Source organism: Corynebacterium aquatimens, assembly GCF_030408395.1.
GTDB classification, from domain to species: domain Bacteria; phylum Actinomycetota; class Actinomycetes; order Mycobacteriales; family Mycobacteriaceae; genus Corynebacterium; species Corynebacterium aquatimens.
In genome coordinates this window covers 1,519,101-1,534,236 of record NZ_CP046980.1, presented here as the reverse complement: position 1 = coordinate 1,534,236, position 15,136 = coordinate 1,519,101, and the positions used below count along the sequence as shown (strand labels likewise).

Genomic DNA, 15,136 nt, shown 5'->3' with positions numbered 1-15,136 from the left:
TGACATGGCAACGGGGACGCGCTGGCTAAACGATGAAGAACAGCAGCTCTGGCGGCTCATGCTGGCTACGGGCCGGCGTATTGATCGTTGCTTGGAAGATACCCTGATGCATAGTGGCGGTCTTTCCTCGTCTGAATTCGCTGTACTTATTGCACTCTCTGAGGCTGAGGACCACAGGATGCGAATGCGCGACTTGTGCATCGAACTTGATTGGGACCGTTCACGGATGTCCCACCAGATCACGCGTATGGATAAGCGCGGGCTGTTAAACAAGCACAAGAGTGAAGAGGATGCCCGCGGCGTGGTTGTTGTTCTTACGGACGAGGGAATGGCGCGCTTAGAGGCTGCCGTTCCGGACCACGTCGAAGTTGTTCGCCGACTTATCTTCGATCACATGAAGAAGGGTGAAGTCGCTCCTCTCAAGCGCTTCATGGAAGGCCTGATGAGCGCCAGCGACGAACTTGATGTGACTGAATTTTCCAATAAGGCAGGCTAGACACCAACGGTCGTGGCCCGTGCGACCGTGAAAACCTCATTGAGAAGGGACCCCACGATGTCGCAACCCAACCCCGATTACGTCCCAAACCCGAACGTGAACGTTCCGGGTGCTAATCCCATCCCGCCGCAGCCGGTACTTGTTCGTCCGCGGACGGACCGCATTATCGCGGGCGTGTGCGCGGGCCTTGCTGATCACTTCAACATTGATCACACGCTCATGCGCGTGATCTTTGTGTTTCTTACTCTCGCGGGTTTCTCCGGCGTACTGGCGTACCTAGTGTGCTGGGCAATCATCCCCGAGCAGAAGATCTAGGCTGCTAAGGCTTGAGCTTGCTGCGGTCCAGGTGCTCGATCGCGTAGCGTGCCTGCTCCGGGGTAAACTTGCCGCCAAAGTCGTGCGTCAGCTGGTCGAAGAGCTCTTCATCGCTCATGTCCAGTACCTTCACGTACTGCTCCGCCGCGCGTAGCGCCTGCTCGTTCCAGTCTGCGTCCACGTTGTCTACCGCGTAACGTGCGGCTTCAGGCGATGCCTGTGCGCCGTATTCACTAATGAGCTGATCATAAAGTCCTTCGTAGGAGAACGGAATCACGGCCAAATAGCGTTCTGCCTCTTCTAGAGCTTTCTTGTGGTCTGCAGGAACGTTTCCGTCCTTGGGCTTCGCCCCCGAGGTGGGTTCTTTCTTCGAGTCCTTGGCAGAACCCTGGCCGCGATCTTTGTCGCCGGATTTCTCGGACTTCGAATCACTCGACTTTGCCGGTTCTTCTGAGGGAGCGCCTCCCGTCTCCGATGTCGTGGGAGTGATCTTCTCCTCCGACGAAGCGGTGCCCTCCGAATTCTTGTCCTTATCCCCGCCAAGAACCAACGCGAGTGCAACGATTGCGACTGTGACGAGCACGGCGATGCCGATGATGATCGCCCACATCCGGCCCTTACCACCGCCTTGCTCCGTTGGTGGTTGCTCACCATATGGCGGCTGACCGCTAGAACCCTGCCCATACTGCGGTTGCCCGTTCTGCGGTTGCCCGAACTGCTGCTGCCCGAACTGGGCCTGCCCACCTTGCTGCGCGAAATTACTGCCTGGGCCGTTAGCCGGCTGGCCCCATTCGCTCGGCCCGACGGAAGGTACCTGCTGCAAAGATTCCCAGGAGGCGTTCGGATCCGGCTGGGACCAGCCGCCTTGCTCTTGCCCAAAAGGAGCTTGGGGACCCCAGCCCTGCCCAGACTGGTTGTTACCCGGGGTTGGATTATTGGGGTCGTAAGGGGAACTCATAGCTTTGTCTTCCGTGCTCAGTTCATTGCGAAATCTTTGGTTCGTTTTTAAGCATACGAGCGACGGAGAAATGGGGCAGTTCTTTGGTGGGTTTTCGCACTCTACAACACGAGAGTGGGGCGTAGATAGTGCGTCCTTCACCCGCGGCGGACTCAGCTGATTTGCATAAGCATGGATCCCGCAATAACAAGCGCTAATATCACATCACATAGTATGTGTCAAAACTTGTACTTGACATGCGGAAACATGTGGGCTTAGAGTTCATCTACGTCGAGATCGAATCGACTATCCAAACTATTTAAGGAGATGATGCTCTTGGGAGAGATTTTGGCTGATGGAATTTCGTGCATCGCTGTTCCGTCGTTGGAGTTCTATGAGAAGGACGTTCTTCAACAGATCGCCTTACACGCTGATGACTACACCGGTGAGACACTCGGGCGTGACGGGAACGTTCGACGCTCACTGGCTGGTTTTGTCGCTGACATTCACGGGCGCGAACTGCGCGTAGTCAATTGGATTAAACCCACAACTGTGGAGGAATGTGTGGAAGCGCTCATCGAAACTGGATGGCTTCAACCCGTCGATGAACCGTGTGCAGATGGGGCGTACTTAATCAACATCAACCGCGTCAAGCGCATGCTCGACGTGGAAGAGACAAAAGAAAAGTTCGACCTGTACGACGCGAACGACATGGATTTGACCGCTGAACAGCAACGCAACCTTGGAGTGTTCAATTACGACAATCCATTAGTGGACAGCTTTATCGAAATGGCTGACTGTTTCCACGACGGCGACTTTGAAACACAACTGGTTGTCGATCTCACGGACCAGATTGATCGTCTACTGCCCACAGTCGTAGACGAGGAACACAACTTCCCACCCGAGCGATGGACGAACGCGATCGACGATTGGGAATTGTGCGTGTGTGAGAAGAAAGTTCCTGCATCGTGGACGGTGAAACAAGATGAAGCACTTTAATGTAGTACCCGGTACGACCGCTGGGATGTTGCGCGAAGAGTACACGGTAGATCGCAAGACCAACCCAACGTTTTTGCTTCTGATCGACACATCACAAAATCTCAAGGCGTTGTACGAGCTAGCGACGTTGCACGCTCACGGGAAGCTCGACGTGGACTGTGATGCGACATACGGCCATGTGCCGGATGATTCACTGGACTATTACGCGGTAACCCACGACGGCACGCGCGATGGTTTCTGGCATGCGATCACTCGCCTGGCAGAACATCTCTTGCGTGATGCAGGAGAGCCTTGTGAGGCCTCGGGCGCGGAGCCTGGGATGCGCGAGTTCAACCGCATGGTGACCTCGTACGGACTTCCGCCGGTGCGCATGCTCACACCACCGGACGAGGCCGGCGATGGGGCGAGCGCGATGTAGATAAAGCTGGGACGACGCGAACGTCGTGTGTGCTTGAGAAAGGCGCGTCGTTCTCTGCGTAAGTGGAACACCTATCGGTTTACTAGAAAAGGGGAGACAGTTGACAGACCAGAAAGACATAAACCGCACAGCACGAAACGAGCACGGTGAATTAGATGTAGTGCGCTTCTCATGGGATTCATCGGCAGCGAAGGTGAATGAATACGGTTCCTCGAACTTCCTACCGGAGATTGAACGCCAACTCGAAGGACACGATTGGACGGATCTACCTGCCAAGGTCTCCGTCGGTGACAACCCGGATAAAACGTGGACGGTTTTCCTTCCGCCTGGAGTGGACTTGTCCATCTGGATTGCGAACGAGAAAGCGTTTTGGGTGGATTTCCTCATCTACATGGAGAGTGAATACCTAGACGGGGATGAAGAAAACTACCGCGCGAACGTCGCCTGGCTGGAAGGAGCTTTGTACGGCGGGGCGTAACGCGGTTGCATCGGACTGATCAACCTGGTTCTCAACACATCGCGCCTGATGCGCTTGATGGGCATTTTGAAAAACGGGTTGATAAACGAATGGCACCCCGCGAAGGGTGCCATTGTGGTGTTCGAGGAATTTTGCGAATCAGAAGGCGTTTCAAACGCTAAATCCTCCGCGCGGGGGCTTTCACGAAACTTTCTAACCAGTTATATCAGGTCCGCGGTTACACCCCGGCTACACCGGGTTCCGCCTCCGGTTACATGACATATGACCACTAACCCTGCCGGCCAGCGACTTCCTCGGCAGGCACGAGCACCACAAGCGGCAGCGCCCAGTCTTTGTCCCGGTCCCAGTCGAGCGAGAGGCCTTCTTCGTAATCTCGCACCGTGCCCCACGGCAAGTCCTCCCGCTTCCACACCCCGAGAATCTTCAAGTCGAGGAACCAGGCTCCGGGGTGCTCGTCTGCCCACTGCTCGACATCTTCCTTCGTCGTGAGCCAACGCGGCTCGGCACCGCGAGAAATTGCTTCTGCAATTCCTTCTGCTCCAACAAAGTCTCGGTGGCCGGTGGTCCAACTTTCCCCGTCTCGGGGCTCGTTACGGTATGCATAACGGAACTCGTCCTCGCCCAGCGGGACGGACCCCGCGACGGCTTGCTTTTCGACGGTCCATGAGCCGTTTTCGTTCTGGCTTGCCAGGACTGCTTTAGGAAGGGCGTTGTGGTTTCGGTAGTAGATCTTCTTCATGGTTTGGTCATTCTCCTTGTGTTGTACGTTGTCCGGGTTGCGCTGCGTTTTCGTGCCGGGTAAGTTCGGCTTCCAACTTCTCGTTGAGCTCAGCAAATTTGTTGACGTAGGCGGTCACAAAGCCGAGCGAGACCACCTCCGAGTGGAACAGGTCGCCTAGCGTTTTCTTCTTGCCCGCGTCCCATTCGGCGGCCAGCGCTTGCATTTCGTTGTTGCTCATAGGCTTCCGCTTCGTGACCCGCGACGTGCGCGAGATGCGCCAGTACCAGGCATGGCGCTCTTTCAACTCGTCGGAAGCAATTTCTTCTCCAACCAGCCAGTCGCCGTGAACGAGGAGGTTGCGCCGGTCTAACGGGTCTTTGACCTCTTTAGCGAGCTCGCTGCAAGTGGTGCATTTCTTCTGGTCCTCTAGCGTTTGCCGCATGTTTCCTAGCTTCTGCTGGGCGGCAACGCTGGCGCCGTGGAACTGTGGTTTGCCGAGGAGTACTTCGCACAGGTCGGCGACAAGGTTTTCGAGACGGCCTGCCGCGAGCACCAGGGAGGCGTACAAGACGAGGAAGTCGTTGTGGAACTGCTCTAAGTACGGCAGCGGGTCTTCTTTAACGCCGAGCTGTGCAACGAGGTCGGCGTACTGCTTGGAGACTTGCTGCGCTTCTTTGAGGGCAGAGGTGTCCACAACGCCGAGGCGGGCGAATGACTTCGCAATGTCCGCGTAGGTCTTGTCGAGCGAGCGCTGGAATTGCTCTCCTAGTTTGAGCGCGCCGTTGGACGCGAGCAGCTTCTGGGCGTCTATGACCGGGCCGTAGAACTTCTTCATGTCCACGGTTGGCGTTACCGCCGCGGCCGCGTCTAGGGCGTGCTGGCGAAGGTCGGGCGTGGCCCACTTCGACGGGTCGAGGTGTATGCCGGTGAACGTCCTAGCGACTTCTGGTTGCAGCAGCGGGGTAAGGCGGGGCGCTTCAAGACCTGCGAGCGACTTCCATGCGTCGGCGGTTAGCGCAGAGGCGAACTTCGAGGTGTCGACAACGTGGTGAAGAGGAGGCATGTCGATCTTCTTGAACAGTGAGCCGAGCGCCTTGCGGGCAGTCTCCTGGAACTTGGCGTAACCCTCAGGGTCGTGTTTGCGCCAGAGGTCGTCGAGATTTTCGTCTTTGAAGTCGGAAATGGGGAGGTCGAGGAAGTCGGGGTCGGGAGTCTGTTCGTTCGCTGTGTCGTCGGGGTTCTCGGGGCGGCCGTCGGCGTTGTCCGGCTGGTCTGGGGACTCGTCGTGTTCGTGTGACTCGGTCATAAGACCAGTGTGCATGACGGGTCGACACGCCGGTTGGGGACTAGAACGTAGCAGCTAAAGAGTGGTTTATGGACCGTGTTAGGTGGACTGGCCGTAAACGTAGTGTGGCCTGCACAAACACGGCTGCGTGCCCCGAAACCTTGACCGCGATACTTTTGGCGGTGTTTTTGGACCCGTCGACTTAGGCTGTGAAGAAACCGACTGGTCAGACGTCCAGGCCCGGTCAGTCTGAACAAGTTTGAGGAGTGTGAAACCACATGGGTTTTCTCTTTGGTCAAAAGACCGTAATGAAACACACGGTCGACGAAGCGACGTTGCGAAGAAGTCCGCTTCGGTACTCGCAGCGGTAGCCGTGGCGGGGGGCGCGGCGGTAGTAGGGATGCCGGCGACGGAGGCGGCAGCAAACCAGCCCGCGAAGTTCTACTTCGAGAAAGTTGATGAAGAGGGAAGTCGCATTGGCGGCTCAGAATGGCTCAATGAGTACCGGCACTTTGAGCATGGTGTTGTAAACGACTACGGAGAAACCATAAAAGTCATTGAAATTATATTGGACCGTGAACCAGCCAGTAAAGAGTCGAAGAAGAATGGCTACACACTCGCGGTGGATGAAGACCCCCGAGAGGGGCACATTCTGGTAGATGCCTCCAGTTTCGAAAACGGATTCAACCTTTGCAAGGAATTTTCCGAGCACGAGAGCCGAAAATTGGCTGAAAATTGCGTTTCAAGACAGAAAAATGACCCCTCCGAACGAGCGGAGCGGGTCATTTTCGTGTTCGTGGCCGTTTTCCTTCGGCCGGCCGGGGGTTTCGTGAAAAAATTGAAGATGTTTCGTGAGACCCCCGCGCGGGCGGTTTCCGAAATTTAGACTAGCAGCGTCATTGCCGCTGGCACTGCAACTTCAGTCCATGACAGAAAGTTCCTGAGTCCAATTCTGCCCCACCCTCAGCGGCCTGCAATTACCAGCACAAACGAGGTCGTAGGCCAATTCTTGGGGAGTTTTTCGAACATACTTCGAGGCTCGTGTCGTGCCGCTAGTTTACGATGGTGCGAAAGACCGGAAAGGAGACACAATGAGCGAGAATGAGGTTCTGTTCCCTGGCGTGCCGATTAGTGACAGCGAGCGCGAATCATGGGATCGCGAGACCAGAAAACTCCGCGAGGCTTGGGAAGTTGGTCGCGAAAGATTTAGTGAAGCCTCCCAGTGCTCTCCACGAACTCCTTTCCGTCCCGCTTTCACGGGTGGAGCTTTCGTCTAAACCATGAGTTACACTCCGCTTTTCTTCGCGCAAAATGCACACCGTTACGACCGACGTGAGCTAATAAATGCTTACGAGGAGAAGTACGACTGCAACCTGGCAGTGATGATCGACCAGGTAACACCCAACAGCATCACCTTACTGAACGAGTGTCTGCATTCTAAAGAGCTGGATAAGCCGTTGCATTTGATGCTGCGGTCACCGGGTGGTGACCCTGAAATTGCTATCCGCCTGATCCGCATGTGCCATGCTGCAAGTTCAGAGTTCGTCATTCTGGTCCCCGAGATTGCAAAGTCCGCTGCGACCATCATGGCTCTGGGAGCGGACTCCATTATCATGGGACCGACTTCCGACTTGGGGCCTATTGATCCCCAAGTGTTTGTCCCTGGAAGAGGGTTTATCAGCGCCAAAGATATGATGGCCGCTTACGACCGTGCGCTTGAAATGGTCGCTGCGGCCCCGGATACCGCTCAGCTTCATGCCGTACTACTTGGTGGAGTCGACGCTACGACGGTTCAGTTCGCCCGTTCGGCACTTGACCGGATTGCCGACATCGCACGTCAAGCTGTGGAGAGTAACGATAATCGCACTCCAGATGAAGTCGATGCCTTGTGCAATCAAATCCAGGCACCCTTGATTGACACACCGAAGATGCACGGAGCGGTAGTAGGTGCCCGTGAGGCGCTCGACGCAGGATTGCCGGTCAAACGATTAAATATGGATAACGAGCAATGGGTGGCTATCCAAGAATTGTGGGCTAGGTATTTCGCACTCGGACCTGTCGACCGAATGCAGGCTTACGAGGGTACGAAGGCATCTCAGGTTCACTTTTACGAATAGCATTAACGACTGGTTAATCGCCCCCGCCAGGCGTCTCCTAGCGCCTCTAACGATCAATAACATCCCACGGGCCTTAAAAGAGCATCTTCGTAGTTGTCCATCCGGTACGCGATTCGCCCCGGAGCGTGAACCGACTTAGGCCCCGGGATTCGACTTCCGCTTCAAGTCCTCCCACGACTCGGACGCTCGAATGTCCGACTCGTAGGCAATGACGTATCCCCACTTCTGGCCCTCGAAGCCGTCCTCGCCGAGCAGTTCGCGTACCAACACCCGGGCCGCGGCTCGTTTCGCTTGGACCGTTTCGTCATCTCGTCCCTTGTCGGACTTGCCCTCGATGATCCACATGGTGCCGGCGGCATCTTGGGCGACGAAGTCCGGGTAGTAGGTGTCGCGGGTGGTGTACATGTGCTGAGCCCGGTTGGTTGGTACCGGTGTTTTGCGTAGGTGGTACTGGTGGCTTCTGTGTTGTTGGTACTGGGGTGGCCGGCGCTGGTTGAGCGCCGGCTTGTGGGGGGTGGGTTAGTTGGTGGGGCGGCTGAGAGCTTTTCTCATGTCGTAGTCGCCGATGTCGATTCGTAGGCCTGTGTTGAGTCTGCTGACGAGGGATTCGGCCGCGATTCTGTTCGGCATGGTTTGCACCCAGTAGGCGGCGGTGGATTGTGAGGCGATGATGGTCGGCAGGCGCCCGTCTCGCTCGATTACGATTTTGGTGAGGTCCTCTTGTCCACGCAGGTCGATGCTCATGGTCAGAAAGTCGTCGATGATGAGGACATCGACGTTAATGAGCTTTCTCATCAAGGCGGTGTAGTCGGGGTGTGTGGTCGGGAGGACTGCGAGCTTCGCGGTGAGTTGGTCGAGCCGGAAGTAGGCGACGCTGTGCCCGGTGTGGCAGGCTTCGACGCCGAGTGCGCAGGCGATGTAGGTTTTTCCTGCACCAGTGGGTGCGAGGATGTGTATGTTGGTGGGCTCTTCGCGCCATTTGGTGGCCGCGAGGCGTTTGAGTTGCCGCTCGTTGATACCGCGTTCGCTCGGGCGGGAGATGTCTGCGATGGTGGCGTGCGGGTAGAACAGGTGGGCTTGAGCGATTGCTTTAGCCACGTTACGTTGCCGGCGTTGTTCGAGTGCCTCATCGACGGCGGCGAGGAAGATGTTTTCCGGAAGCTCATCTGCGTTGGCGTCGTCGTTGAGGAGGGCGAAGTAGATGTCGGCGAAGGTTGACAGCCGCAGGGCGCGTAGTTTCACGCGTGTGGTCTCGTCGATGTCGATCATGGTTTACTAGCCCTCCTTTGTGGTGTCGTAGTAGTCGGCTGGGCGGATGAACACCGAGTCGGCGACCGCGGTGATGTCGACGATTGCTGCTGCGGGTGCCGTGTGTGATGCAGTGGGCTCTGGCCGGTTGTGCGCAACGTCGGATTGGATGCGCTTGAGCACACTGATTGTTGGGGCGAGCTGTTTATCCAGCAGTAATTGGCAGGCTGGTTCCAACGTGGTCTTGTCGTGTTTCTTGCCGAGGTTGGCCAGGATGTTGCGCGCTTGGTGTAGTCCCCGGGCTGGTGCTGCCGAGTGCACATTCAAGACCTTGGTGATCACCGCCGCCGTCGCCGGCCCGTACGAGGACGCCCATGCGAGTAATTCATCATTGCTCAGCACAGCTGGGGCGTGCTGGCCCTGGGCAGGCCCGTGTGTGGGGTCGGTGGAATAGCGGTAGCGGTAGCCGGTTAAGCGGGCGTGCTCGGCAACGAGGGTGTCGCCGTCGTACAAGCTGACGAGTGTGCTGGTCAACCGCGCACGAAGGGTCTTGCCTACGAGCTGGAAGGGCACCGAGTAGTACTGGTAGTCGCAGCAGACATGCCAGTTGCGATCCACCTTCGGGCTTTTCCATTCCACGCTGGTGAACGCGTCTTTGGGCAACGGTCGCATCATCGGCAGCTCGTCGGTTTCGTACCGGGTTCTGCGCGTCGTGCCGTCAGGGTAGGACAACGCGGTGTTGATTTCCTCGACCCGCTCGGCGATTGCCTCGTTGAGCTCGTCGAGTGTGAAAAACGCCTCGTTGTCGAAATAGCCCAGGATCCGGGAATACACAATCTGCACCGCACGCTCCACTGAGGCTTTATCGCGCGGTTTGCCCGGCCGGGCCGGTACGATCGTGACCCCGTAGTACTCGGCGAACTCGGCGTACTTCGCTGTCACCGCCCGGTAAGCACGATTCTTCACCGGCCGGTACGTCGCTGTGGATGCGTTGTCGGCCACGATGACCCGGGGGCAGGCCCCGAGATACTCCAGGGCTTTGACGTGGCAATCAATCCACGAGCCCATCTTCTCGTCCGCGGCGGCGGTGACAAACAGCAACCCCGAATACGGGCACACCGCAACAAACAGCGAGGCTTTCAACCCGACTTCGCCGCTTGCCCGGTCAATGATGCCGACTTTGTCACCGGCCCAGTCCACGTACAGCTCTTCGCCTGGGACATGCTCAATGACCTCGCGTAGATCACTCGCGTCCACGTACGCTGCTAAGCCGTCGCAGAACTGGGAGTATTTGTATTTCTCCAACCCGGAAGCTGGCTCTTCGTCGAGGTACTCCAGCCACAATCTGTGGCGGGTCAGGTGCTTGTTGTGCTTCAACCGTTGTGCCAGCGCACGGTAGTCCGGCTGATCGAACTGCTTCGAGCGATCGCTGCGCCCATCGGGAAACATCTCATCGAACCATCCCGGCGACAACAACGCTAACGACTCACTCGTCAGCGAATGCTCCTTCACAACACGCTGCACACGCGAGACATCCCGACGCGAACACCCCACCACTTCGGTGATGTAGGAATAGCTGCGGCCTTCGCAAATCAACACCGCAATATCTTTGAAGTTGGCCATCTAGCCGTCCTCCTTCAAAACAGGTAAGACACGGCACCACCGAATTGCGATGCCGCCGAAATCCAACCTGCCCCAAAGCAGTACCAACTACACGGAAAACCAGTACCAACTACGCAGACACCCCGTACCAACTACACCAAATCGGCATACATGATCGACGCACGGTCAGAGACGTACAGCCGCTTCCACCAGACAATGTCCGAGGTGTAGTTCAGCAGCAGAGCCAGCAAGTACTCGCCGCCCCACGAATCGAAACTCGCTGCGGAGAACAGTCCGCGGTTCCATCCGTCGTAAAACTCGCGCGGCTGGAATTTCGCCTGCTGGTCCCGCGACAGTTGATCGAGGACCTCCTTACCGAACGGCAAAGTGACCACCTGGTCAATCGGCAGCTCCACCGGAACGATGGTCGTTTCGGTCTGCAAGTTGCTGGTGTGCTCTTTCGCTTTCGCGTTGACCAGGGCGACGAGTTCGTCAACAGCGGACTGCTTCGCCTTTTCTGTCCAGTGGTCGATACCGGCGTTCGCCATGAACGTCGGAAGGACGTATTGCGCCAGGGTGATCGCGTTCTTCTTGTCCTGGGTAACAACCCCGCTGACCGAATACGCGGCGGGTCAGTTCTTTGATGACAACGTCTTCCGCCACGGGAGCCAACTCGACCTCCGCGTCGGTGCTCCGTTTCGTGTCGAGCTTGTCTTTGCGGACCGCGATTTCTTCGCGGGTGAGCGCCTCTTTGGAGTCCGAGACACGCTTCGCAGCACGGATGATGTCCTCGTCGTCAACGTGGCTCAGGAGGAACGGTGACGTCGCCTTCGCCATCACAGTTGAGGGGAACAGGAAGGTTTTCCCTGCGAACTCGTGGTTGACCTTGATTACCGTCGCGGGAATGGGATTCTGGTTCTGCATGGTCTCGCTGTCGCCGACCCTGCGGAACTTCACTCCACCGTTTTCGCCTCCGGTGACCTGTGTCGTCTCCCCAGAGGTAGTATTAATCGAGTCCGGGAGATTCCCGAATCGATGCTGGTGAGAAAGCCGAAACCCTCGAAGCAAATGGTGTCCCCGACAGGATTCGAACCTGCGACCTTTGGTACCGGAAACCAATGCTCTAATCCACTGAGCTACGGAGACGTGTGCGCTTGCGTGTATGCGAAGCGCGCCCGAATGATGTTAGCACTCGGGCGCGCGGGCGCGGTAACCGGCTGCGCTGACGGGCCGGGGTGGTCGGTCGGCGGGGCGGTTACCGGTGGTGGTTAGTCCACCACGATGACGATCAGGTCGCGCGGGCCGTGGACGCCTTCGACGCGGACGAGCTCGATGTCGGAGGTGGCGGACGGGCCGGAGATCAGGGTTGCTGGTTTCTCCGGGTCGATGGCTGCGAACATCTCAGGCACGCCGTAGACGACGGTGTCCATGTCCACGATGCAGACGTGACGGTCGGGCACGAGTGATAGAGCGCGGCGGCCGCACACACCGGTGCCGTCGCCGGCGCGGTTGCTCACGTCGGATTGCAGCACGATGGTGCCGGTCTGAGCAGAGGACACCACGGAGCTGGTCACAACGGCATCCACGTCACCAAGGGTGCGCGGGTCGACGCTGGAGTCGTCGGGGGTTGCGGACACGGAGCCGTCGATAGCTGAGAAAAGCTCAGTGCTCAGGCCCGGCGCGTAGCGTACGTCGTGGCATTCGCGGTCGCGTAGAACCTCAGCGAGAGCCTGCGGGAGGCCCTGCTTGTCAGCGGTCTTGACGTCCGCCTTGTAGTCCACGAGGCGGTCGATGAGGATCTCCTTGAGCTCCTCACGGCTGTGCGTGGATTCCGTGCGGTAGTCGCGGGCGTGTTCAACGCTGGCGGGGGCGTCAGCGAGCTTTTCCGCGTTGCGGATGCGGGTCAGGATGTCCTGTTTTGCGTTAGTCATGGCTTCGATCCTTTCCCTTCTAGCTGTCGCGGCCCAAGTCGTCGCCCAAGGTGTCCTCCTGGGCGTCCCGGAAATCGTCCGTGCCGTTGTTGTCATCGGCCTTCGTGCTGGTGTGTGCGCCAGCACGGGCGTCGGCAAGCAGGCGCTTTGCTTCGTCGGACTCGAACCAGGAGCGGAAGGACTGCTTCGGCGGAACGGCGGTGTCGCGGTAGTCGGACCAGCCGGACATGAACAGCGGCAGTGATTCGATCACGCCGTTGAATCCGCCCAGCACGCGGCCCAGCGCCACCATGCGCACGGCGCGGTCCCAGATCGCTTGCTTGCCCCAGACCAGGCCGATGGTGCCAAACATGGAGGCCTCAATCGGCGGGCGGTGGTTGAGCACCTTCTGGTGGCGCATTTCCAGCAGCACGTCGGTGATGGGGATCTTCACCGGGCACACCTCGTCACAACGCCCGCAGAGCGAGGAGGCGTACGGCAGGGAGGCCGTGACGTCATCGGCGGAGTCCATGCCGGCGAGCTGCGGGGTGAGGATCGCGCCGATCGGGCCCGGGTAGACGGAGCCATAGGCGTGGCCGCCGGCGCGCTCGTACACCGGGCAGACGTTGAGGCACGCGGAGCAGCGAATGCACTTCAGTGCCTCGCGGCCGATGCCGTTGGACAGCGCGGCGGTACGGCCGTTGTCCACCAGCACGATGTGGAACTCCTGCGGGCCGTCATCAGGCGTTACGCCGTTCCAGATCGAGGTGTAGGGGTTCATGCGCTCACCAGTCGAGGAACGGGGGAGAAGCTGCATGAACACGCCTAGGTCTTCAAACTTCGGCAGGATCTTCTCAATACCCATCACCGTGATCAGCGTCTCCGGCAGCGTGAGGCACATGCGGCCGTTGCCTTCAGATTCCACGATGGAGACAGAGCCGGTTTCCGCGATGCCGAAGTTGCAGCCGGAGATGGCCACCTTGGCCTTCATGAATTGATCACGCAGGAACATGCGCGCGGCTTCCGCGAGCTCAGCTGGCTCACTCGTCAGATCCTTGCGCGCGCCGGGCATCTTATCGACGAAGATGTCGCGGATCTCCGCGCGGTTTCGGTGAATGGCGGGCACCACGATGTGGGACGGGAAGTCCTCACCCAGCTGGACGATGAGCTCAGCCAGGTCGGTTTCTTGGGCGTGGATGCCTTGGTCTTCCAAAACCTCGTTGAGGGCGATCTCCTGGGTGGCCATCGACTTGATCTTGACCACTTCGGTCTCACCGGTGGCTTTGACCAGGTCGGCGACGATCTGGCTAGCTTCCTTCGAGTCGCGTGCCCAGTGGACGTGGCCGCCGCGGGCGGTGACGTTTTCTTCGAACTGCTCCAGCAGCTCGGGCAGGCGGGCTAGGACGTCGCGCTTGATGGTCGAGCCAGCCTCGCGCAGCTCCTGCCAGTCCTCGCACTCATCGACGACGCGCTGGCGCTTGCCACGAATGGTCGTGGTGGCGTAGTTCAGGTTGCGGCGCTGCGTGGAGTTCTGCAGCTCGGTCTTAGCGGCCTTAGGAAACTTGGTTCCTTCGCGGAAGTGACCGGGCTCATGCGGGGCGTGGGGCGGGGCAGTGGGTGTGCCTAGTGCAACTTTCACAGCGCCTTCTCCTTCGAGTATGCGGCAGAGGTGGGGGTCCACGGGTTCTCGCGGGTGGATGCGAGGATTTCCGCGATGTGGATGGAGCGGATTCCGGTGTGCTGGCGCGACATTGCGCCACCGATGTTCATCAGGCAAGAGGAGTCACCGGCGGTGACGAACTCAGCCTGGGTGTCTTTGATGTGGCGCACCTTGTCGCTGACCATTGCCGAGGAGACATCGGAGTTCTTAATGGCGAAGGTGCCGCCGAAGCCGCAGCATTCTTCGACGTTTTCTAGTTCCACAAACTCCAGTCCGTCGACTGCCTTGAGCAGGTCAGTCGGGCGGTCGCCGACCTTGATGAAGCGGCGGGAGTGGCACGTGGAGTGGTACGTCACGCGGTGCGGGAAGAAAGCGCCGACATCGGTGGTTCCCATCACGTCGACGATGAACTCTGCTAAGTCCAGCGTCTTTTTCGCGGTTTTGTCCGCAGCAGCGGCCAGCGATGCGTTGCCGTAGCGCTCCGCAATGCGGTGGTGCTGTTCGCGAACCGCGCCGGTGCAGGAACCGGATGCCGCCACGACGTAGTCGATGGAGTCATCGGCGAATGCGTCAACGTAGTTCTTAATCATGGGCACCGTTTCTTTCTGGTACCCGGTGTTGATGTGCATTTGACCGCAGCAGGTTTGCTGCGTGGGGAAGACCACCTCGCACCCAAGGCGGGACAGCACGAGTGCTGAAGCCTTGTGTGCATCAGGGAAGAGGGCGTCACCGATACAGGTAGAGAAGAGGGCTACTCGCACTGGTGGCTCCTTTCTGGGTTAAGTTGCCGGCCAGTTGCCGAAACGAAGGGTCGGATTATGAAGTTGTGGGTAAGAAAATTGTGTAGAAAATCAGTTCGCGTGAATGACACACGCGTACACCAGTGAGACTACTCCGTTACCCGCCCCGAAGGGCGAGTGACGGGGGCATCCTAAATGACCATCTAGTGG

18 protein-coding genes and 1 tRNA gene are annotated in these 15,136 nt (G+C 58.4%); 7 read left to right on the top strand and 12 right to left on the bottom strand.

Features of this window, described 5'->3' with window-relative positions; translation table 11 throughout:
- Window positions 1-4 precede the first annotated feature (4 nt).
- Window positions 5-496, top strand: a complete 492-nt coding sequence (locus CAQUA_RS06980) for a MarR family winged helix-turn-helix transcriptional regulator (protein ID WP_196823916.1) — start codon at window positions 5-7, stop codon at window positions 494-496.
- Between the two features lie 57 nt (window positions 497-553).
- Complete coding sequence (locus tag CAQUA_RS06975) at window positions 554-811, top strand: PspC domain-containing protein (RefSeq protein ID WP_196823917.1); 258 nt, start codon at window positions 554-556, stop codon at window positions 809-811.
- Window positions 812-815: 4 nt separating this feature from the next.
- Here the strand turns inward: CAQUA_RS06975 and CAQUA_RS06970 are convergent, their stop codons facing one another.
- Window positions 816-1,769 (bottom strand): Ltp family lipoprotein, encoded by a 954-nt coding sequence (locus CAQUA_RS06970; RefSeq protein WP_196823918.1) that lies wholly within the window; start codon window positions 1,767-1,769, stop codon window positions 816-818.
- Between the two features lie 315 nt (window positions 1,770-2,084).
- On the opposite strand from CAQUA_RS06970, the gene CAQUA_RS06965 reads away from it, so the two are divergent.
- From CAQUA_RS06965 to CAQUA_RS06955, 3 genes are all read left to right on the top strand, one after another.
- Window positions 2,085-2,747, top strand: a complete 663-nt coding sequence (locus CAQUA_RS06965; protein WP_196823919.1) for a hypothetical protein — start codon at window positions 2,085-2,087, stop codon at window positions 2,745-2,747.
- Complete coding sequence (locus tag CAQUA_RS06960; protein ID WP_196823920.1) at window positions 2,734-3,165, top strand: hypothetical protein; 432 nt, start codon at window positions 2,734-2,736, stop codon at window positions 3,163-3,165. Before CAQUA_RS06965 ends, CAQUA_RS06960 begins: the two co-directional genes overlap by 14 nt.
- Window positions 3,166-3,265: 100 nt before the next feature.
- Complete coding sequence (locus CAQUA_RS06955) at window positions 3,266-3,643, top strand: hypothetical protein (RefSeq protein ID WP_196823921.1); 378 nt, start codon at window positions 3,266-3,268, stop codon at window positions 3,641-3,643.
- Window positions 3,644-3,911: 268 nt separating this feature from the next.
- Here CAQUA_RS06955 and CAQUA_RS06950 read toward each other — a convergent pair whose 3' ends face one another.
- Both CAQUA_RS06950 and CAQUA_RS06945 read right to left on the bottom strand, forming a co-directional pair.
- Window positions 3,912-4,382, bottom strand: coding sequence for a hypothetical protein (locus CAQUA_RS06950; protein WP_196823922.1), 471 nt, complete (start codon window positions 4,380-4,382; stop codon window positions 3,912-3,914).
- 7 nt (window positions 4,383-4,389) lie between these two features.
- Window positions 4,390-5,670: a hypothetical protein gene (locus tag CAQUA_RS06945; RefSeq protein ID WP_196823923.1), complete on the bottom strand. Its 1,281-nt coding sequence runs from the start codon at window positions 5,668-5,670 to the stop codon at window positions 4,390-4,392.
- 247 nt (window positions 5,671-5,917) lie between these two features.
- Between CAQUA_RS06945 and CAQUA_RS06940 the strand changes: the two genes are divergently transcribed.
- A complete protein-coding gene (locus tag CAQUA_RS06940) occupies window positions 5,918-6,535 on the top strand; it encodes a hypothetical protein (protein ID WP_196823924.1) in 618 nt (205 codons plus the stop codon).
- Between the two features lie 394 nt (window positions 6,536-6,929).
- Window positions 6,930-7,766, top strand: a complete 837-nt coding sequence (locus CAQUA_RS06935) for an SDH family Clp fold serine proteinase (RefSeq protein ID WP_196823925.1) — start codon at window positions 6,930-6,932, stop codon at window positions 7,764-7,766.
- A 135-nt stretch (window positions 7,767-7,901) separates the two neighbouring features.
- Here CAQUA_RS06935 and CAQUA_RS06930 read toward each other — a convergent pair whose 3' ends face one another.
- From CAQUA_RS06930 to CAQUA_RS06890, 9 genes are all read right to left on the bottom strand, one after another.
- Window positions 7,902-8,171, bottom strand: coding sequence for a hypothetical protein (locus CAQUA_RS06930; RefSeq protein ID WP_231375347.1), 270 nt, complete (start codon window positions 8,169-8,171; stop codon window positions 7,902-7,904).
- Window positions 8,172-8,285: 114 nt separating this feature from the next.
- Entirely contained in the window at window positions 8,286-9,035 is a 750-nt protein-coding gene (locus CAQUA_RS06925) for an ATP-binding protein (protein WP_196823926.1), read from the bottom strand.
- A 6-nt stretch (window positions 9,036-9,041) separates the two neighbouring features.
- The gene (gene istA / locus CAQUA_RS06920; RefSeq protein ID WP_196823927.1) at window positions 9,042-10,637 is read right to left on the bottom strand and encodes an IS21 family transposase; all 1,596 of its coding nucleotides are present in this window, start codon (window positions 10,635-10,637) and stop codon (window positions 9,042-9,044) included.
- 131 nt (window positions 10,638-10,768) lie between these two features.
- Window positions 10,769-11,164 (bottom strand): hypothetical protein, encoded by a 396-nt coding sequence (locus tag CAQUA_RS06915; RefSeq protein ID WP_231375348.1) that lies wholly within the window; start codon window positions 11,162-11,164, stop codon window positions 10,769-10,771.
- On the bottom strand, window positions 11,109-11,573 hold the full coding sequence (locus CAQUA_RS06910; protein WP_231375349.1) for a hypothetical protein: 465 nt from the start codon (window positions 11,571-11,573) through the stop codon (window positions 11,109-11,111). Before CAQUA_RS06910 ends, CAQUA_RS06915 begins: the two co-directional genes overlap by 56 nt.
- Before the next feature lie 112 nt (window positions 11,574-11,685).
- A tRNA-Arg gene (locus CAQUA_RS06905) sits at window positions 11,686-11,762 on the bottom strand.
- A gap of 122 nt (window positions 11,763-11,884) precedes the next feature.
- Window positions 11,885-12,547 carry a LutC/YkgG family protein gene (locus CAQUA_RS06900; RefSeq protein ID WP_196823928.1) on the bottom strand — a complete coding sequence of 221 codons (663 nt, stop codon included), beginning with the start codon at window positions 12,545-12,547 and terminating at the stop codon, window positions 11,885-11,887.
- 19 nt (window positions 12,548-12,566) lie between these two features.
- The gene (locus CAQUA_RS06895) at window positions 12,567-14,165 is read right to left on the bottom strand and encodes a LutB/LldF family L-lactate oxidation iron-sulfur protein (RefSeq protein WP_196823929.1); all 1,599 of its coding nucleotides are present in this window, start codon (window positions 14,163-14,165) and stop codon (window positions 12,567-12,569) included.
- Entirely contained in the window at window positions 14,162-14,947 is a 786-nt protein-coding gene (locus tag CAQUA_RS06890) for a (Fe-S)-binding protein (protein ID WP_196823930.1), read from the bottom strand. Before CAQUA_RS06890 ends, CAQUA_RS06895 begins: the two co-directional genes overlap by 4 nt.
- Window positions 14,948-15,136: the final 189 nt, after the last annotated feature.